Genomic DNA, 19,629 nt, shown 5'->3' on the forward strand with positions numbered 1-19,629 from the left:
AAAATTTAAATATTAATTAAATGTTTACTAATTCTTCACATATTAATGATTTATACGTTCTATATTTATTAGAATGGTTAAGAAACATTCCTGTTATTTTTTCTTATCCAAATACATACCGTCCATAACATGTACATTATGATAGGGATTTGTATAGTTCTTATTCGATTTCTTTTGTCTATTCATTTGCTTTATTTCCGTCTTTAATGTAGAAAATAATTGATCCATTAAATGTTGAACCTCTTGATTTAAAAGCACAAGTTTTTTTCCCAACAAGTCCTCTTGCTCTGAAAAAGGTGGAGTTAGTTGTTCTAGGAACGGCTCTCTTTGAAGTAATAAATTATTTAATTGTTCAATTGTCGCTTCTCTTTCATTGGAGGAAATATCTTTATCTAAAATTTGCTTCATTTCTACGGTTATATCAAAAACTGTTTGTAGTTGGTTCATATTATATTTGGGCACCTTGCTTCACGTAGTTTTGTTTCCTTGTTTCGATGAGTACTTGTTTCCATGTGTCCCTAAATTCTGTTACAAAACCTAAAACTTCTTCTAAAATAACCGGATCGTTTTTCACATTAGCTTCTTTTAATTGAAAATGCATATATTCATAGAGTGGCATGATTTGCTTCGATATCTCCGCTTTAGGATCTAAGGTAATCATTAATTCTTGAATGATATTTTGTGCCTTTTGGATGTTTGTATTTTTTGCTTCAAAATTATTACTTCCAATATCTTTCATTGCTTGTTTAATAAACTTCATACATCCATTATATAGCATGAGGGTTAATTCCCCACTAGACGCTGTATTAACAGTATTATTTTGATATGTACTGTATGCTTTATTAGTTGTCATAATTGATTACACTCCTCTTAAAGGGCTATAACTTTAAATTATTGGAAAAAGTTGTTCATTAACATTGCGGATTGATTATTCATCGTTGAAATTGCTTTTTCCATTGCTGTGAATTGGCGCCAATAGCGGGTCTCTATCTGTTGCAAGCGATTTTGGAAATCATTCATTCTGGTATCGATATCCTTTATTCGCTTTCCTAATGTATAGTTTGATAACGTGTCTGAACTTCTTCCAGCCCGTTCATTGATCTTTGTTTTCATGGTTTCCAAACTATCATCCAGATGATCCATGATCCCCTTCTTGTCTCCACTCCCAGCAAAAAGTTTATAAACACTATCTGGATCCTTTTGTAATGCTTCTTTCAGCTTTTCCTCATTTATTTCTATTTTTCCACCATCTAAATAGTCTTTCGTAGTAGTTATTCCGATTTGACTAATGACATTATATTCGCCACCTGTATCAACAGACTGGTACCAATTTTGACGTAAATTCGTTAAGGCTGATGTAATGATAGAATCTCCACGAAGTATTCCACTTTTTGCTTTTTCTTCCCAAAGTTCTATTTCTCTTTCCTCTAATTCCTTCTTCTGTTCCTCTGTAAGTGGTGGAAAATCACGATATTTTTCTTCCCGTTGCGTTTTATTCATTAGGTCGATTAGTTCATTGTATTTTTCAACAAACTCTTTAATATGATCTACTGTAGCATCGATATCGTTAGTTAACGTAACAGTTGCTGGAACTCCATCAGTTGTATTCTTAAATTCAAAATTAATCCCGTTTAAAGTATAGTTATTTTCCTTCGTTTCTATTTCATAGGCATCATTGTATTTAAATTTGGCATTTGTTCCGCCTTTTTCATTAGCACGACTCATTCTAAAAATACTTTTAAATACCGAATCTGCTGAACTATCAAATTCGATTTCGTTGCCCTGTTCATTCAAATTATATTTTCCCGTTCTAGTCGTTTCCATGATAACTTTATTTGTATTCTCGTCATAGAACATTCGAATATTATTATCGTCATCGTTGATTCGTTTAATAACGTCTTTTAATGTGTCACCTTGTTTGATTTCATAATCGAAATTAACCGCTTTTCCATTCTTATCAAATGTAGTTAAGGTGAAACTCTGAGTATCTGTATAACCCATTTCCGAAAACAAGTTTGCCTCTGGATCCACTTTAATATCAGCACTCACATTAATAGCAGAAGTCGCTAATTGCGTTACCTCTATCTTATACGTCCCTTCTGGTGCATTCGCGCCGCCAGTAGCTGTTACGGCATTTTCCATCGACGAATGTACTGATTTCGTTTTAAAAGTTTTTGATAGTTGCATGTCAAATGCCATATCATCAATCTTTTGTCTCAATGTATTAATCTCGCGAAACTTGTCCCGTTGCCATTCTATTTTCGTCTTATCTTGTTCCATCTTATCGAGAGGGATTTTCTCGGCTTTCATTAAGTCATTAATGATTGATTCCGTATCCATTCCAGTGGCTAACCCACTTATTCTCATATTCATACACTCCTTATACCCTTTTATCAATCAAAAATCCCATAAAATCAGCCATATCTGCATACAAATCTAATAATTTTCTAGGTGGGATTTCTCTAATTATTTCATTTGTTTCTGAATTCACGACAGTTACATAATACCGTTCAAGTTTTTCATGAAATTCAAATTTAATATTTCTTTGCTCTGGTATCAAAAAGTCATTTAGAGCGTTTACTGTTTTTTCTACTTCCGTTTTAACTACTTTAGGATCCATATTTCCTATAGGATTTACCTTTTCTCCCAATGTGATCTTATCCGACATCGTTGAAATTCTACTATATGGAACTTCTAATGTTTGCGTAATTGGCATTAATTTGTCCATTACCATTTTCATTTCTCCCCATAAATGTTTGATCAACCTTAATATCGGATATTTCTAACTAAATTTAAACCATTCCTTTAATTTTTATTCGAATCCTTTAATAACTTTAATACATCCAAGGAGATATTAGCCGCTTCATTGTTCTGCTCCTTAATATCCAAGTAAATTTCTTTCCGATGTATTTCCACCGATTTGGGTGCTGCAATGCCTAACTTTACTTGGTCTCCTTCTATTCCAAGTACTTTGATTTCTATATCATCACCAATTTGGATAGACTCATTTTTCTTCCTTGTTAAAATAAGCATTATTTCTCCCCTTCCAAAATAAGACTTGGGTTAATTGATGCTTTAGATGGATAATCTTCATGATTTAAAATGTATTGTTTACCGAGCATTTGGTTGGAATTAATCACAATAGGAGCTTTTAAATTGATGGTACTTGAGTGAAACGGGTCCTTTAACGTAACAATGGAGAGTATCACTACTTCGTTTTCACTTTTAATTTGAAGGGTTTCAATCGTATTATCGTCTAAATCAAAACTATAATCCTTATAAAGCAGAAAAGGGTTGATAACGAAAAATGCAGTAAAGTTGGATTGAACCGACTGCAAAATTTGAAACACTGGATTATCCGGTACATCTAATAGAACAAATTGTTTTTCATCAGGAAAACCTGGAATACCGTTAGCAAAATAAATTTGTTTTTGCTCCTCTATTGCGATTTCACCTAAATACTTTGTTTGTAATTTCATTTTTCTTTTCACCTCTTTAAACTGTAATGTTTATTAGAAAACTTGGCGTTCGCCTAGCTTTTGGGCGAATGCCTTAGTTGCACTTATGCAGGATAAGAAAGTTTATGCTTTCTTATCTGCCAAAATCTATTTGTAGTTCCTCTTTTTGTTTTAATGATGTTTCAACTGACCCTTTTTCATAATGAATGACTGGCTTATTAGGGGTGCTTTCGATCTTTGGTTTCTTAACTTTTACATCTACTTGTACTTCTGCAGGTTGATAGTTCATTTTTACGGAAAATGGGGAAGGAATAAAAGTAATTCCCAATTGTTTCATCGGTTCAAACGCATTATTTACCGCCTGGGATATTAATGGGTTTCCTCCATTTTCAATCCGCATTAATTCCGCTCCCTCACTCGCACGTCTTCCAGTACCCTCCAATGATTGATTACGGCCTTCTGCGGCAAAATCTTGATTCAATTGTGTAATAGTTTTAAAATTCATTTCAGCCCATGCTTGAGACTGGTCTATATCAAGCTTTGCAGGCATTGTTTGAATCGATAGTTCGGCAGGAGGCTGTTGGATGGAAAGATCTGCTTTTGGTTGTTGTATTTCTAGTGTCGCGTCTTTAATATGTAATTGAATTTGTGCATGTTGTGATTGTAAACGAATTTGGGGAAACTGCATCATAATCCTCTCCTGATTCAGAAAGTTAAATAAAGGCCCTTCCCTTTAAATGAAGGTAGGACCTTATCAATAAGTAAGAATGTATAAAAAGTTAGCTTATTAAAGCTTATCATCAGAAAGGCCACGTCCAGCTCCAGCGCCCAGCGACTAGCGAGACTTCCTTCACCTCCGTGCGATAAGTCAACATCGCCTCACTCCGTTCGTCGTGTTTCCTTTATCTCCTGCGGCTCAGTCCAGTCCGTACGTCGCTAAACGGGCGCTTGCGCTTTTGTTCTTATCTTAAAAAGTCAAGTAACGTTGGTTGAATAATTCGCGCTCCAGCTGAAAGTGCAGCACGATGTAAACTCTCTTGAGTTATTAATTCGGTAATCGTTTGGGGGTAGTCCACATCTTCATTTTCGGACATCGTTTTCGTAGCAATTGTTTCTTGTTCACTTAAACGATTTTCAACTAATTCCAAACGATTCATTCGAGCCCCTAAATCTGCTCTAGAATTAATAATTTTATCGATACCTTTATCGATTTCTTCGATACTATTATTAATTCCATCATTATCATTACTATTCAAATGATTAACAAACGTATCTAATGTCGTAACCAATCCTTCAAAAACCTCTTGACCGTTTACGCTAGCAGTTAATGACGTTCCTTTAGAAACTTCTATTTCAACTGGAACATACTCATCGAAGTTCGCACCATTATCTTTCACTAGTGGTGCTTCTGTATGGGCACCGTTAAAAATATATTTATCATTTACTTGCGTATTCGCAATTTCAACTAAATGTTCCTTTAATTGCGCCACTTCTTGCGCAATACTTTTGCGTTCATTTTCATCATACGTTCCATTACTTGCTTGAACCGCTAATTCTCTCACACGTTGCATCGCTTTGGTTGCTTTATCAAGAGCAGCATCCGAATTATCGTACCAATTATGTAATTCATTGGTATTCCGTTGATATTGCTTTACTTGAAGAACTTCAGAACGATACCCCATCCCCTTCATGGCAACGACAGGGTCATCAGAAGGTCTAGTAATCTTTTTCCCCGTACTTAACTGATTCATGTACTGATCCATTTTGGAATAGCTGTTTGATAAATTACGAAGCATATTATTCGAAATCATTCCCTGTGTAACACGCATGTATTATTCACCTACCTTCCTACTAATCCCATACGATTAATTACTTGATCGAGTAGTTCATCTGTTGCCGTCATACTTCTAGCAGCTGCATTATAAGCATGTTGAAACTGAAGCATATTCGTAAGTTCTTCATCCAATGATACGGCACTAACTGACATACGTTGATTTTCCACCTGTGATTTCAAGATGGTAGTATTTTCCGTCATTCTTTTTGCATGTTCAGCTATAACCCCAAGATCACCAATAACAGATTCATAGAAATCCATCATCGAAGAATCATCTAAATTTGTTAACGGTTCATGCAATAAATCAGCTAAATCCAATGCATTTTGCCCATTACCTGATTCACTTCCTGCATTAATTTTTGTCGGATCATCTAAAACAACTTTTATAGCCCCCGCTGCTCCATTTTGATCAGTAATGTTGCCATCAAAGCCGAAAAAATCATCCCCATGTAGATTATTAAATGCTTCAACAAATTCAAAAGCCATCGCATCTAGTTTGGAAAGAAAGACTGGGTAATCTCCTTCTACTGTTTGCCCATCTAATGTATAGCCTTGTGATTCAATCAGTCCGCTTAGAGAACCTTTTGAAGATAAAAGCTTATCCATTGAAAGGGTAGTGTCTCCAACTTTTATTTGTGAGACTACATCCAATTTATTTACTTCGGAATAAATACCTGTTTCCGAAAAGGTATTTACGGTATTCGTTTTCCCATCAATTAAAGTGGCAATCTCATTTCCTGTGTCATCAACAATGGATACAGTTGCTACCCCATCTCCATTATTTTGTTTATCATACGTCACTTCGATCGGAATAATTTTGGATAGTTCATCTAATAATACGTCTCGTTTATCATATAAATCATTAGCAGCATATCCATGCGTTTCCAAATTTCTTACTTCTTGGTTGATTTTATTGACTTCCTCAAGCATGGTATTTGCATTTTTTAGGGTAACTTCGAGTTGATTTTTTAAATCACCACGAATTTTATTTAAAGAATCGGAAAGATAATTAAATGTACCTGCAAGTGATTTTCCACGCTGAAGAACAACAGACCTTGCACCAGCATTTTCCGGATTAACCGCTAAATCTTGTAAAGACTGCCAAAATTGATTCATTGACGCTGACAATCCTGTATCAGACGGCTCATTTAACATATTTTCCATCCGGGCTAGTGCTTCATTCCTTGTTTCATAATAACCAAATTTGCTGTTTTCCCCACGGAATTGGACGTCTAAAAATTGGTTTCTTACTCGTTGAATGGAACCCGCCTTTACCCCTGTACCAATTTGTCCGGGTAACTCTTGACGATTTCTAGATGCGTTAGGGGATGGCTTATTTGTTTCAAAGTTAACACGTTGTCTCGTGTATCCTTCCGTATTGGCATTTGCAATATTATGCCCGGTTGTATGAAGTGCAGATTGTTGTGTAAATATGGCTTGTTTCGCCATTTCTAATCCACGAAATGTACTCATTGTCTTCTCCTCTTTACCTCGTGTTATACTTGTGAATCAAAAATCGATCGATTATATGATTTCTTTTCCTGTTTTTGTTTTCCGTAATTCAAATTGGAAATGGACGGATTTAATAAATCTAAAGATAGTTGCACAAATTCTAATGATTGATTGATTAATGTTTGATTTAATGATTCTTGTTGTTTTAATTTCATTATATAATTAGTTAATTGTTCCGATACGTTAGTAATCTCTACTTTTTCCGTTTCATTTTCAAGATGTTCCAATATCGTTGTGATCGTTGCATCCTTTGTTGGAAGTCCTTGTGCAGTCAACCATTCTTCCACTTCTTGCTGCCTTTTTCCTTCCATTTGTTCTAAGAGACGGATTTGCTTCCGTTCTTTCACTAACAATTGTTGCAACTTATCTATCGTACCTGCTTTTACTAATTCTGTTTTTTGTTCAGAGATAGCAAGTAATCCTTTATGAATTTCTAGTAGTTTACCTAACGATTGAATGATAGGTTTTACGGACATAATAAGTCCTCCTTTTACATATAACCCTTACTTATTTGACCAAAATTCAATCATTTTTTTTGCTACTTTTTCAGAATCCACCTTATATTCACCAGATTGAACTAAATTCTTGATTGATTGAACATATTCCGCCCGTTTTTCATTTGGTCTTTCACTTTCTTGTAATTGTTTCGCTTCTTTCGATATTTCAATTTGATCTTGTTTATTGATTTCTCGTTTAACTTCCGCTTGTTTCTTTACAATATTTTTATAGGGGTTAAAATTTGGCTGATTCGAACCATTTATTCTCAAAATTCTTCACCCTTTCTCCCATAAACTTCTCTACTTTATATTATCGGCACATTTCAATAAAAATAAAGACTTATTTTCTATTTTGCTTATCCATTGTATAATACGTATTCGCAACAGAATTCATCTTTTTGTTCCTTTCTACTTTCCTTTCCAGTTCTTCTTCTCTTTTTAAATCTTTTACAATGGATTCTTGGCAATCCTTGCAGAGCTTACCTGACGTTATACCGATTCCACAAATTTCACATGGATAAGATAAATTGGGAAACTTTGATAATAATAAACGTTTTTCTCTTATAAATTTTGTGATATAGCTTTCTTGTACTCCTGTAGCATTTATTATATCAATCATTGTGGCCTTACGATTTTTCTGATCACGTAAAAATGTATTTACCGTTTGAAAAGCTTTCTCTTCTTCATGATAACAATCTTGACAAATATCCCGGAGTGCCTTGACAAAGATGGCTCCACAGCGGGAACAATTAGCTAATTCTGCCATCTTATACCCTCTTTTCTCGTATAATTACCCTCGTACCAATGTTAATGCGTAAACATTTGGACAGCCATGTTTCTTTAATAGTCGAGCCGCATGGCGCAAGGTTGTTCCTGTTGTATATATATCATCGACCAATAGGACAGGTTTGTTAATAGATTCCGTTATAAAAAAAGGATTTTTCGATATTATTCTCTCCATACGGGACTTTTTTGACTGCTTTTCTCCATGCAATCTTGTTAAAATTTCTTTTGTTTCTATCGGTAAAAAATCGGCTATCATTTTCGCTTGATTAAAACCTCTTTCAAGCAATCGTTCTTCGCTTAATGGAATAGGAACGACAAACCCGTTCTTTTTTAGAAATGAAAAATTTTCTTTAAATGCTTCCATCAAATAATTTTCAAAAATATATCCTAAATAATAATCACCACGATACTTCCATTTTGCAATAACCTCTTTCATAAATGGATTATAGGTGAAAATAGAATAATTGAATTGAAGGGATTCATTCTTCTCTTTTTCTTCCCACCACATACAATCCGCGCATCTTTTTTCTGTTGTATTTCTACTACATCGATCACACCGATTCCCATTTATCCATTCTAAACCTAGCTTACACTCGGAACATAAGATCTCTTCCTTTTCCAGCATAATTAAATTCGCCCAACTTAATGAAAGAATAATTTCCGTATCACACCAAGCGCAATTCATGTTTCAAATCCTCCACGTTTATTCATTTTTTTAATAGAGGCAATTGCTCTTTCCATTGCCTCTGTCTTCCCATCATGAAAGAAAATCACTTCCCCGATTGGGTCGTCTGCACTCCTCCCTGCTCGTCCAGCAATTTGCACTAAAGCAGCTTCATCAAAAACAGAATGGCCAGCATCCACTATTGCAACATCCACAGAGGGAAATGTTACTCCCCTTTCTAATATGGTCGTTGTAATCATGACAGTTATTTTTTTCTGTCTAAACTGAATTACTTTCTCTTCCCGATCTACGTCTTCTGCATGAACGGATGTGAGCATCGCTTCTGATGAGATTACTTTTTCTTTTTTTAAAATACTAGCAAGTGAATCTTTCATTTTCTCAGCTAGTTTAATGGTAGGAACAAAGATTAAGAGTTGTCGTTTGGAGTTTTCTCTTTTAGGAAGCCAGTTATAGAATGCCTTCGGTAACCGATATTCATCTAAATCTTTTTTAAGAGAAAAACAAATTTTTGTTTTAGGAACCGGTAAAGGATGTCCATGGAACCGGACAGGCACAAATGTATGCGGGAGCGTTTTTTTAGCTATTCGCTTTTGGTGGTCTTTTCTTGGAGTTGCTGTTAAATAAATCATGGTGCTATCTTGTTTCTTCGCACGATTTGCGGAATAGGGAAGGGAAGGATCAGCATGGAAAGGGAAGGCATCGATTTCATCAACAATGACAACATCGAATGCATGTTGAAAGCGAAGTAACTGATGGGTTGTTGCAATGATTAACTGTGCAGTTGCATCCTTCGTTTCACTCCCACCATATAATGCTTGAACAGGAACTTCTTCAAATGCTTTCTGTAATCGAGGATAAAGCTCACGAACGACGTCAGCTCTCGGGGTAGCAATACAAATACGTTTTCCTTGTTGGAGTGTTTCGGTAATTGCTGGAAAAATCATTTCTGTTTTTCCTGCTCCGCAAACCGCCCAGATCAAATATTCCTTTTCCCCACTGCGAATCGCTTGAACCATATGATTGGACGCCTGTAGTTGACCTTGTGTTAATGTTCCATCCCATGTACATGGTTGTTTATATGTAGACCAGTTTGGTGGTTCTCCACCCCATGTATACAAAGGCTCACATTCCATCACGCGTCCCATTTGAATACATTTTCTACAATATAAATGTGTCTTATTACATATGGAGCACGGGATTTTTGCAAATAAGGATTTCTTTTCATTCCCACATCGCATGCACTGTTGGGTAAGTAACTTCTTGATGATGGATTTCTGAGGAATTAAATATTGATTATCGAGGAGTTGTTGAAATGTAGGTTCATTAAGCGGAATTTCTTTTCGTAATAAAATTCTACCGGAAAAGTTCCTAGATAGATTTTCTAATTGTGTGGGAGTTATTGTTTCCACTATAGCATTCACTCACTTTCCTTTAAAAATTTAGTACTCGTATTAGGCTGGACGTTTGACTTTGTTGCCTTTATGCAGGAAGAAAGTTTTATACTTTCTTTCCTGTCAAAAAAGGTAACACTAAAATCAGCTAACCCTATGGATTTATTTCACATACCACCCAATACCAATTGCACCTTCTCCTAAATGAGTTCCTATAACAGGTCCAAAATAACTAATGATGGTATCCATGTTTGGGTATTTTTCTAAAAAAGAGTCCCTGAGGTTTTTAGCTGACTGTTCATCGTTTCCATGAATAAAGGCAACTTTTAATTCTTTTCCTTTTGCCGCATCTTCTTCGAGTAAACCCATGATTCGATTAATTGCCCTTTTACGAGTTCGGATTTTTTCAAATGGAACGATGACCTTATTTTCAAAGTGTAGAATTGGTTTAATTTGTAAAAGACCACCTACTAAAGCTTGAGCACTGCTTAATCGTCCACCTCGCTGTAAGTTCGTTAAATCATCCACCATAAAATAAGCACGTAACGTTTGTTTCATTTCATCTAAACGAGTGATGATTTCTTCAGCGGTTTTACCGGCTTTTGCCATTTCAGCAGCCTCTAGTACATAGAAACCTTGTGCAATCGCACTGATTTCCGAATCGTATGCATAGACATCGATTCCCTTTACCATTTCTCCTGCACTAATTACCGATTGGTATGTACCACTTATTCCGCTAGAAAGATGTATAGAAACAACTGCATCATAATCTTTTGCCAATTCTTCCAACTTAGCAGTCACATATCCGATTGATGGTTGCGATGTAGTTGGTAAATCGTCTACTTCTTTTAGTTTTTTATAAAATTCATCTGTTGAAATATCGATTTCCTCTTGATATGTTTCTTCTCCGAAAACAACGCTGAGTGGTACCATATGTATATTCTCTTGTTTGCGGAGGTCAGTTGGTATGTATGCTGTACTATCAGTCATGACAGCTACCTTCATAATAATCTTCTCCTTATTTAGAATTAAGATTCTTGAGCAATATTTTACATGAATCCATGAAAAAAAGCATTCATATACTAGGTTTTCACAATAAAAAATACCCTAATACAATGTACTAGGGTATCCTTTTATTAGATAACCTCTACCCAACCCTTTCGGATAGCTGAGACTACTGCCTGTGTACGGTCATTACAATTCATTTTTTGTAAAATATTACTTACATGGTTTTTAACTGTTTTTTCACTTATATATAGTGTTTCCGCAACCGCTCGATTACTTTTTCCATCAGCTAGTAATTGTAATACTTGGCACTCACGTTTTGTTAATAGATGAAGCGGTTTACGATATTCAATACCTCTATCACTCACAGAAGGATTGTTTTCTTTTGCAAGTCTACGATACTCTTTCACTAGATTATGAGTTACTTTCGGATGTAAGTAAGAACCACCCTCACTAACGACTTTGATCGCTTCGATTAAGGTATCTGCATCCATTTCTTTTAATAGATAACCTTGGGCACCTGTTTTCAAAGCATGCGTAACATAATTTTCATCATCGTGAATGGATAAAATAATTACTTTGGAATTTGGAAAATAACGAACTAAATCAGCTGTAGCTTCTACACCATTTATATTTGGCATGTTAATATCCATTAAAACAATATCAGGATTAGTTTCTTTCACTAATTTTGCTGCCTCTGAACCATCACTACCTTCTGCAACTACTTCAAAACTAGGTTCAAAGTCTAAAATACGTTTAACGCCTTCACGAAATAATTTATGATCATCTATAAGTACAATTCGAATCATTTTTTCCTCGCTCATCTTATTTTCCTCCATATATATCTATTACGTTTTTTGCTCTGTCTCTTATCATAGCACGGAATCGTTATACGGAACTCTAATAGTAATAACGGTCCCTTTCCCAATCTCTGATTGGATAGATAATTCACCTTGAAGGTTTTCTACTCTTTCCTTCATTCCAATTAATCCAAAGGACTGTTCTTTTTTTAGTTCTGTATTAAAACCTTTACCATCATCTTTAACTATTAAAGTTAAATAATTTGTACCTATTTCCAATTTTACTTGGATAACGGATGCTTCCGCATGTTTAATCGCATTTTGTAATGCTTCTTGCATCAATCGGAAAAATGCTATTTCATATTTGGGGTTTAGGCGTTTTTCCGTGCCCATCATAACAAAATCAATTTGTATGTTGTTGTATTCACCTGCGTTAGAAAGGTATTTTTTAATGGTCGGAACCAGTCCTAAATCATCTAACGCCATTGGTCTTAAATCATAAATAATTCTTCTTACCTCAACAAGCGAGGAGCGAATCATTCCGCGAATACTTTTGATTTCATTCATTGCTTTGGAAACATCACCTTGGAGATAAATCTTTTCGATTAACTCCGAACGTAGTAAGATATTCGCTAAACTTTGTGCAGGACCGTCATGAATTTCACGAGAAATTTTCCGACGTTCTTCTTCCTGCGCCTCAATAATTTTTAGGCCGAATTTTTGTTTTTCCTTTGCATCTTCAATTACTTCGTTTACTTGTTTAAAATCTTCTTGTAAATAATTAAGAACTACTGTGATTTTACTAGCTAAACGTTCTGCTCTTTCCATCGTACTAGCTAATTGTACTAGTCTTCTTTCAATATCATCACGCTTTTCCCGAAGATCCTTTTCCTCTTTACGAATAATCGTTAATTTCGTCTGCATTCCATGAGTAATCTCATAAACCTTACGAATTTCATCCTCAGAATATCGGTCAAAGAGTTTACTTACTTCTGCTAAACGCTGTTTGGAAAAACGAAATTTCACCTCTAGTTGGTCGCCATTTTCAATGTATTGAATTACCTTTTTTTTTATCTCTTTCAATTCTAATTGAAGGCGTTCGTATTCGGAACGAGCCCATTCACTAATATCAAAAATTTCATCTTTACTATAAATGACAACATCAATCATCTCATCAATGATATGATCTAATGCATTGTCTCCGAATTTCTTTGACATCCGTTCCCACCAACCTATACTATAATTATACGTATATACCCACTGTTTTGATAGGGTTAACTATAAAATTCTAGGAATTACTACCCCTACATGTTAAGATTATTAATCATATAGGAGGATTTATTATCTATGTTATCTACCTATTATACCGTAAAACCTGAAGGAAATGACCAAATAATCATACAAAAATCACGGTTTATTGGATATGTGCGTCGAGTGAAAACTGAAGAAGAGGCACAAGCCTTTATTCAGGAAATAAAGAAAAAACATTACGACGCTACCCATAATTGTTCTGCTTATATCATTGGGGAACATGATGAAATTCAAAAAGCAAATGATGATGGAGAACCGAGCGGAACTGCAGGAGTACCGATACTTGAAGTGTTAAAAAAACAAGGATTAAAAGATACTGCGGTTGTCGTGACAAGATATTTCGGTGGAATTAAACTTGGGGCTGGTGGGTTAATTCGTGCATACGGAAGTACAACTTCACAAGCCATTAAAACAACAGGAATTGTAAAAAGACAATTAATGAAAGGTTTTTCTATCACAGTAGACTATGGTTTACTAGGCAAACTAGAAAATGTTCTTCGTAATTCCGAACATATCCTAGAAACGATTCATTACTTAGAAAATGTAGAATTTATCGTTTTTGTGGAAGATGGGCAAGAAACAAAATTCACAGAATGGATCGTTGATTTAACAAACGACCAAGCTAAAATAGTAGAGCTAGACCCAAAATATATCGAAATTGAAGTAGAATCGACATCGGAATAAGCCTTAGATAATGAAGGCATGGAAGGTCTTTTATTCACTTTAAAAAAAGAAAAGCTCACTAGCGAGCTTTTCTTTTTTACATTTGTGTATTTCCGCTTAATTGTTGATTATTTGTTAACTCTTTTACTATTTTTTGAATCAACTCTTCGGCTGATTTAATTTGTTGATTTTCGGTTTCAACTATTAATTTCTTCAGCATCCGCTTATATAATTCTTGTTCCCCCATGGAATGGTTCCCGCCTTTTGTTCAAATTTATCGCTAAAACCAGATGAATAGACATATTTCATTTTACATTGTGTCGATATTTATTATTTTTTAAGAAAAAATAACGTACATAGGGTATCTTACTATATATCTACAATTTATTCTATAGTTTTCTCATTATTTTCAATAAATTGTTTCCGCTATCAGGAAATTTGGCATTCACAAATCTTTAATTAACTTAGTTAGACCTATGCAGATAAGCATTATGCTTTCCTTTTCTGCCCAAAAATAATAAAACAAATTACAGCAACAAATGCTCCAAATACATCGATAAATACATCCCCAATATATGGCGTGCGATTTGGCGTAATAACCTGGTGGATTTCATCTACCATAGCATATGCAGAAGTTAATAAAAATGAAATTAAAATAGCTTGTTTTTTTTGAATATGGGTGGCCTTTTTAAGAGCAATATAAAAAAGGCACGTTAACAAGAAGAAAACAGTAAAATGTGCCCCCTTACGAATAAAAAATTCAATAAAACCTGCAATACCTAATGTTTCCACACTTACAACAGATTGATGATACGTAAAAGAAATTCCTGAAAGGACGGGTTCTAAAAAGGATAAATCTATATAGTTTCCTAAAAATGGCCTCATATCTTGTTTTTCATAAGGAGTAGAAGAAGAATAAAAAATAATTCCCATCCATCCTAGTGTCAAAATCCAGTACCAGTATTTTTTTCGCATGTGTCACCTTCCTTGTTTCTATAGATTTTTCCCAAACTAAAAAACCGTTAAAGCAGAGTGCCAAACGGTCCACTAATCATATTTTATTCTTTCTCCATTTACTGAATTCAAGGTATTCTCTAAATTCCTCTTTGGTTACTCCTGAATCCATTGCTTCACGAACAATATCTAACCATTCATTATCTAAAGTATCATACTCTATGCTTTGTTTTGTTTCATTATTTAACAATTCATTTACGGTTACACCTAACACTTCGCTAATTTTCTCTATAAATTGGATGGACGGATTGGATTGTAGGTTCCGCTCAATGGAACTTAGATAAGACTTAGCAACTCCAGCTCGCTCGGCTAATTCGGAAATTGACATTTTTTTCTCTTTACGCAATTGTTTAATTTTTTCACCGATCAAGTCTTCTCACCTACTTTCATTGGGGATTATACCATAAAACAGGTGAGTTGTTCTATTACTTAGTGAATTTTATTTGTCCTTGTTGTAGTAAGAATGCTCGTATTTCTTCTTTCGTTATCCCCATATCCTTTGCCTGTTTAATCAATTGAACCCAACCACTATCAAGCGTCACACTTTTTATTAACTCGCTCATCTTGTTTCCCCCATTTTAAATCAGGTAATCCAGCCGTCATAGCATAAAAAGCGTTAGACCTGTGACTTTGCGCCCTTACCTTTCAATAAGTTTGCCTTTTTTTCTGACGTTCATTTTTATCTGAGACTATTATACTATTTCCTAGTGCCTTTTGGTGTGACTAGTTTTGTCGAAAAACTTCTAGTTTTGTATTACAGATATAATCATATTTTATCTAAGTCTTTACGTTTTTTTATTGTATAAGACTAGTAAACCAGTTATGCTACCAACAGTAATAAGTAGCACACCGATTACTAAAAAAGTAAACATATTCGTAGCAGTATTCGGTAAAATACTCTCCCCGCTTCCATCATCACTATCAATTACCCCTGTTACTGTCTCTAAATCACTTCCTTTATCTGCTTCACCTTCAGCTGTGTAATAAATAGTGAACTTAGCATCAAGGCCTTGAAAGTCATTTCCAAGGTGTTCCGGAAAACGAAGGACATATTCTAATTTTTCACCTTCATTCGGTGAAAGAGCGCGTGGGGAAAATCCCGTGAAATCGGATAATTTCCCGTTATATAGTTCTTCATTACTACTCCAAACCTCTAGTAATAATTCGTTATAAAGCTTTAATGATTTACTATCTGGTTTTACTGAAGTAGTATATTTAAAACTAATTTCACCATTATTCTTTATTGTAGCCGTTCGCGGTGCCCAATCCCCTGGTTTCATGTTACCTACATCAAATAACTCTTTTTGTGGTAGTACTTCGATGGACAAATTTTCCTCAGCTGAAACAGTAGCCAGGCCCATAAAGGTAAAAATTAGTATATTTGTTAAAAAGATGGCCAATGCTTTTTCCTGGATTTTCATATACATCTTCCCCATTAAGTATTAGGAATTCGTTACATTAGTTTGAGGTTTCTTTTGATCATCTAATTCCCTTAATGCTCTCCAAATTATAAAAATAGAATAACCTAACATTAGAAATCCAGGTATAATCAAGAAGGCAATGCTACCATTCGGTGACTGTGCAAAGGTTGAAATATATCCAAGATATGGTATAGTGAATCCGTTATAAACCGCAACTACATTCTCTGCTAATACTGGATTTGAATCTGGGGCATTGTTATTATCCCCTTTTGTCGTATACATAACATTCTCCCCGCTCGTCTGTATATCAATAATCCTATGTGTCACTAGCTTATCCTCTGATTCCATAAATGTAATGACATCACCTTTTGTTAGATTATTACGTTCTTCACCTTCAATCGGTTTTACTGCAATGATGGACCCTGTTTGTATTCCAGGCTCCATGGAACCAGACAAAACCGTTTTTAATTGATACCCTGAAATTTCCGGTTCCCCTCCTGAGGCCTTGTTTATAACTACTAATGCTGCAACAGCTATGAGTACTACCATTAGCACAATAGATATTATTCGATTCACCCATTTAAATATTGTTTTCTTTTTCATTATTCAACACCTTCCTTGTTTTCCTGTTCTTGACTAGACTCTACTTCGGGTTTAGTTTCTATCTTTTTTTGTTGCTGTTCTTGTGCAGGTTCCTGATCTTCTATAGTTTTTTGTTCAATAGGTTTGTCTGTGGTTTGATTGAGTTGACTGCTTTTCTCTGTTTTTTCTTCTTTCACTTGTTCTTCATGGTGTTTAGGTTTAGCGGATTCCGTTTGAATGCTTTTCGCTTTATTCTCTGTCTTATTCTGCTCATCTTTATTTTCAATTACTTCTTCATCAGCTTCTTTATTAGCATTATTTTCTTCTATTTCCTGTTCTGGGTTAGTCGTTGTTTTATGATTTGGATTACATTCAACAATAAATTTCTTACTCTCAACTTTTTTATCTTTTTCGTTCACGATAAAGACATATCTGCCAGTCTTATTTGCTTCATAACTAACTTTTTCAGATTCGCTATTTTTTAGTGCATTAATTCGTCCCTCGCCTACTTTTTCACCTTTTACAGGATTTCCGTTTTCAACGTAAAAAACATCATATATAACATCTTCCGTCATATCTCCGGGTCCTATATTTCTTACAACGGTGTCAATCATACACGATCTATGTGGATTTCCACTTCTCTCAAATTCAAGCTCATATTGTCCCCTCAACCAATCCGCTGCTTCAATACTTCCTTTTGGCTCAACCTTACTAGAAAAAACAGCTGAAGTTGTTGAAGTGAAATAAGTTGTAGAGAAAAGAAATAAATACCAGATCAGAGCAATTTTTGCTATAAACCAAAAACCCTGATTTTTTGATTTTAATTTTCGAAAACGACTTATTCTCACTAACAATCTCCGCCTTTTTATTGAAATCCATTTTGTGCCTTTTGCTATTTATTTGTAGTTCTAAAAATATTAAAGAAATAACATGCTTAGGGCTACAAATAAAATAGTCCCCTATAATTTACAACTTTTATTTTTCGTTCATGACCTGCATTGCCTCAAAAGTCCAATCCAGATTCATCGTATTTCCTTGATAATCATTTTGACTTTGCTCCGTCTGTATAAATTTAAATTCTACAAACACTTCGACATTCTGGCTCTCTTTTGGAAAATTATTTAATAGAACTATTGCATTTTCTACTCCTTTTAAATCATCTAATGTTACCTTTTTATTAGAAGTAATTTTCTCTTCTCCATTAACTTTTAACGAAACAACTTCTATTTGACTTCCAAAATCTTTCTTACCGTCAACTGTATGATTGGAAATTAAAGTCACCTTTCCGATATCTAAAGTTCCGTTATTAGACAGGTCAAATTTATAATGAAAGACATCACCGGGCTGTTTATTTTTGAACTCAAACAGAACACCGTCACTTACATTTGTCACACCTAAATCTAATGTTCCAGATATAATTTCATTCTTTGTATCTTCACTATCATTAAAATATGCAACAGTGCCTCCACTAAGCAATGCCATTCCAACCAACCCTATTGCCATCCCCATCAAGATATTTTTCTTAAAACTCATAGGATCCCCTCCTAAGTGTTAGATATGTATATGGGAAGACGAGATTAAACTCGTCTTCCAGATGGAATTATTATTTTCTTTCACCCGCTGTTTGTTTAGCATCAAATATCCATTTAAGTTGCAATGAATCTCCTTGAAATTGATTTTGGTCGCCATCATCTACAAATTCAAATTGCACTTTTAATGTGTCTTTAGAACCAGCCTTTAGCCCACTATTTTCACCAAAAACAGACCAAATTTTCTTTTGAACAGCATCAGGGGCCGTACCTTTCAAATCATGTAATGTTGTGCTATAAATAATGTCATTCGGTTTTATTGCTCCACTCTTATCTATATTTCGTAAAAAGTTAACTCTAATGTGTTTACCAAAATCTTCTGCATTATCACCTTTTGCATCCGTTACGGTATAATCTGTTGATAATAAAACCTTTGATATATCTAATGAACCATCATTCTTTAATTCAAAAGTTCGGTTCATCCAATCCCCTGGTTTAATATTTTTTACATCAATAACGACTTCAGGATTTAAATTTAAATCCAACGTACCGGCTGCAAATGTATTGTTGGATTCTGCCGTATCACTAAAATAAGCAAATACTCCTCCACCGACTAAAGATAATCCTAATGCTGCTGTTGCTACACCCATTCCAATTTTCTTTTTAAGACTCATTTTCTATTCCCCCAATAATATAATTTTTAATAAAAAAGCCCCTTAGTTTTCCTTCATCCGCCGCTGATGGTTAGTCGCACTTATGGCAGTTGATCTCCTTCCCCACCACCTTGTGGTTCAGACAGACCTGAAATGATTTAGAACGTTCATTGGTAGAGATAATTATTTAACTCAGAAAAATCTGGTCATTCCCCCTTCACTTATGTATAGATTTTTATATACCGTTCTCTTTAAAAACCAAAATTGTTTGTTATTAAGAACAGCACATTTGCAGTATAGGTCATTATGCTTAGAAAGGAAAGTTCTAAAATTTCCTGTTTTTGCGTTATAAAGAACACTTTTCTTTAGTTTCCATCATTTATCTCTTACTTTCTTATCATTTTGAATATATTTAAATATAAAATATCACTATAAAGAACAAATATGTAGTTAACTTCACATCTTCCATGTTTTTCAAATCCTATATA

At 34.6% G+C, this 19,629-nt stretch carries 27 protein-coding genes and 1 riboswitch; of the genes, 1 reads left to right on the forward strand and 26 read right to left on the reverse strand.

Going from position 1 to position 19,629, the window contains the following annotated elements; genetic code table 11:
• Window positions 1-93: 93 nt before the first annotated feature.
• From MHI02_RS14610 to MHI02_RS14690, 17 genes are all read right to left on the reverse strand, one after another.
• On the reverse strand, window positions 94-447 hold the full coding sequence (locus MHI02_RS14610) for a flagellar protein FliT (RefSeq protein WP_047184746.1): 354 nt from the start codon (window positions 445-447) through the stop codon (window positions 94-96).
• A 1-nt stretch (window position 448) separates the two neighbouring features.
• Complete coding sequence (gene fliS / locus MHI02_RS14615; protein WP_047184747.1) at window positions 449-853, reverse strand: flagellar export chaperone FliS; 405 nt, start codon at window positions 851-853, stop codon at window positions 449-451.
• Between the two features lie 38 nt (window positions 854-891).
• A complete protein-coding gene (locus MHI02_RS14620) occupies window positions 892-2,367 on the reverse strand; it encodes a flagellar hook-associated protein 2 (protein ID WP_341166007.1) in 1,476 nt (491 codons plus the stop codon).
• Between the two features lie 13 nt (window positions 2,368-2,380).
• Window positions 2,381-2,734: a flagellar protein FlaG gene (gene flaG, locus MHI02_RS14625; RefSeq protein WP_244986921.1), complete on the reverse strand. Its 354-nt coding sequence runs from the start codon at window positions 2,732-2,734 to the stop codon at window positions 2,381-2,383.
• Window positions 2,735-2,805: 71 nt separating this feature from the next.
• Complete coding sequence (gene csrA, locus MHI02_RS14630; RefSeq protein ID WP_341166008.1) at window positions 2,806-3,033, reverse strand: carbon storage regulator CsrA; 228 nt, start codon at window positions 3,031-3,033, stop codon at window positions 2,806-2,808.
• Window positions 3,033-3,479, reverse strand: a complete 447-nt coding sequence (gene fliW, locus MHI02_RS14635; protein WP_341166009.1) for a flagellar assembly protein FliW — start codon at window positions 3,477-3,479, stop codon at window positions 3,033-3,035. The genes csrA and fliW overlap by 1 nt, the downstream gene beginning before the upstream one ends.
• Window positions 3,480-3,591: 112 nt before the next feature.
• On the reverse strand, window positions 3,592-4,146 hold the full coding sequence (locus tag MHI02_RS14640; protein ID WP_216883669.1) for a DUF6470 family protein: 555 nt from the start codon (window positions 4,144-4,146) through the stop codon (window positions 3,592-3,594).
• Between the two features lie 274 nt (window positions 4,147-4,420).
• On the reverse strand, window positions 4,421-5,287 hold the full coding sequence (gene flgL / locus MHI02_RS14645; protein ID WP_047184753.1) for a flagellar hook-associated protein FlgL: 867 nt from the start codon (window positions 5,285-5,287) through the stop codon (window positions 4,421-4,423).
• Window positions 5,288-5,298: 11 nt separating this feature from the next.
• Complete coding sequence (flgK, locus tag MHI02_RS14650) at window positions 5,299-6,765, reverse strand: flagellar hook-associated protein FlgK (protein ID WP_216883670.1); 1,467 nt, start codon at window positions 6,763-6,765, stop codon at window positions 5,299-5,301.
• 23 nt (window positions 6,766-6,788) lie between these two features.
• Complete coding sequence (locus tag MHI02_RS14655) at window positions 6,789-7,280, reverse strand: flagellar protein FlgN (RefSeq protein WP_047184755.1); 492 nt, start codon at window positions 7,278-7,280, stop codon at window positions 6,789-6,791.
• 27 nt (window positions 7,281-7,307) lie between these two features.
• Window positions 7,308-7,571: a flagellar biosynthesis anti-sigma factor FlgM gene (flgM, locus tag MHI02_RS14660; RefSeq protein WP_047184756.1), complete on the reverse strand. Its 264-nt coding sequence runs from the start codon at window positions 7,569-7,571 to the stop codon at window positions 7,308-7,310.
• Window positions 7,572-7,641: 70 nt separating this feature from the next.
• Window positions 7,642-8,067: a TIGR03826 family flagellar region protein gene (locus MHI02_RS14665; RefSeq protein WP_047184757.1), complete on the reverse strand. Its 426-nt coding sequence runs from the start codon at window positions 8,065-8,067 to the stop codon at window positions 7,642-7,644.
• Between the two features lie 24 nt (window positions 8,068-8,091).
• A complete protein-coding gene (locus MHI02_RS14670) occupies window positions 8,092-8,772 on the reverse strand; it encodes a ComF family protein (RefSeq protein WP_145523678.1) in 681 nt (226 codons plus the stop codon).
• Window positions 8,769-9,905, reverse strand: coding sequence for a DEAD/DEAH box helicase (locus tag MHI02_RS14675; protein WP_338111374.1), 1,137 nt, complete (start codon window positions 9,903-9,905; stop codon window positions 8,769-8,771). The genes MHI02_RS14670 and MHI02_RS14675 overlap by 4 nt, the downstream gene beginning before the upstream one ends.
• Window positions 9,906-10,325: 420 nt before the next feature.
• Entirely contained in the window at window positions 10,326-11,168 is an 843-nt protein-coding gene (locus MHI02_RS14680; RefSeq protein ID WP_047184759.1) for a DegV family protein, read from the reverse strand.
• A gap of 131 nt (window positions 11,169-11,299) precedes the next feature.
• Window positions 11,300-11,992 carry a response regulator gene (locus tag MHI02_RS14685; RefSeq protein ID WP_047184760.1) on the reverse strand — a complete coding sequence of 231 codons (693 nt, stop codon included), beginning with the start codon at window positions 11,990-11,992 and terminating at the stop codon, window positions 11,300-11,302.
• A 48-nt stretch (window positions 11,993-12,040) separates the two neighbouring features.
• Window positions 12,041-13,186, reverse strand: coding sequence for a sensor histidine kinase (locus MHI02_RS14690; RefSeq protein ID WP_145523677.1), 1,146 nt, complete (start codon window positions 13,184-13,186; stop codon window positions 12,041-12,043).
• Between the two features lie 129 nt (window positions 13,187-13,315).
• Here MHI02_RS14690 and MHI02_RS14695 point away from each other — a divergent pair, with 129 nt between their 5' ends.
• Window positions 13,316-13,963 (forward strand): YigZ family protein, encoded by a 648-nt coding sequence (locus MHI02_RS14695; RefSeq protein WP_047184762.1) that lies wholly within the window; start codon window positions 13,316-13,318, stop codon window positions 13,961-13,963.
• Window positions 13,964-14,039: 76 nt separating this feature from the next.
• Here the strand turns inward: MHI02_RS14695 and MHI02_RS14700 are convergent, their stop codons facing one another.
• From MHI02_RS14700 to MHI02_RS14740, 9 genes are all read right to left on the reverse strand, one after another.
• A complete protein-coding gene (locus MHI02_RS14700; protein ID WP_165589177.1) occupies window positions 14,040-14,189 on the reverse strand; it encodes a hypothetical protein in 150 nt (49 codons plus the stop codon).
• A gap of 242 nt (window positions 14,190-14,431) precedes the next feature.
• Complete coding sequence (locus MHI02_RS14705) at window positions 14,432-14,917, reverse strand: VanZ family protein (RefSeq protein ID WP_060668020.1); 486 nt, start codon at window positions 14,915-14,917, stop codon at window positions 14,432-14,434.
• A gap of 76 nt (window positions 14,918-14,993) precedes the next feature.
• Window positions 14,994-15,326 (reverse strand): helix-turn-helix domain-containing protein, encoded by a 333-nt coding sequence (locus MHI02_RS14710; RefSeq protein ID WP_047184763.1) that lies wholly within the window; start codon window positions 15,324-15,326, stop codon window positions 14,994-14,996.
• Window positions 15,327-15,381: 55 nt separating this feature from the next.
• Entirely contained in the window at window positions 15,382-15,519 is a 138-nt protein-coding gene (locus MHI02_RS14715) for an anti-repressor SinI family protein (protein WP_084824045.1), read from the reverse strand.
• A gap of 20 nt (window positions 15,520-15,539) precedes the next feature.
• A riboswitch (cyclic di-GMP riboswitch) is annotated at window positions 15,540-15,625 on the reverse strand.
• A 116-nt stretch (window positions 15,626-15,741) separates the two neighbouring features.
• A complete protein-coding gene (locus MHI02_RS14720) occupies window positions 15,742-16,377 on the reverse strand; it encodes a hypothetical protein (protein WP_216883672.1) in 636 nt (211 codons plus the stop codon).
• A gap of 21 nt (window positions 16,378-16,398) precedes the next feature.
• The gene (gene sipW, locus MHI02_RS14725; RefSeq protein ID WP_047184764.1) at window positions 16,399-16,980 is read right to left on the reverse strand and encodes a signal peptidase I SipW; all 582 of its coding nucleotides are present in this window, start codon (window positions 16,978-16,980) and stop codon (window positions 16,399-16,401) included.
• Complete coding sequence (gene tapA / locus MHI02_RS14730; protein WP_047184765.1) at window positions 16,980-17,807, reverse strand: amyloid fiber anchoring/assembly protein TapA; 828 nt, start codon at window positions 17,805-17,807, stop codon at window positions 16,980-16,982. The genes sipW and tapA overlap by 1 nt, the downstream gene beginning before the upstream one ends.
• 127 nt (window positions 17,808-17,934) lie before the next feature.
• Entirely contained in the window at window positions 17,935-18,492 is a 558-nt protein-coding gene (locus MHI02_RS14735; protein ID WP_047184766.1) for a TasA family protein, read from the reverse strand.
• A 70-nt stretch (window positions 18,493-18,562) separates the two neighbouring features.
• Entirely contained in the window at window positions 18,563-19,162 is a 600-nt protein-coding gene (locus tag MHI02_RS14740; RefSeq protein ID WP_047184767.1) for a CalY family protein, read from the reverse strand.
• Between the last annotated feature and the right edge of the window lie 467 nt (window positions 19,163-19,629).

Source organism: Oceanobacillus sp. FSL K6-0118 (assembly GCF_038006665.1).
Lineage (GTDB): Bacteria > Bacillota > Bacilli > Bacillales > Amphibacillaceae > Oceanobacillus > Oceanobacillus caeni.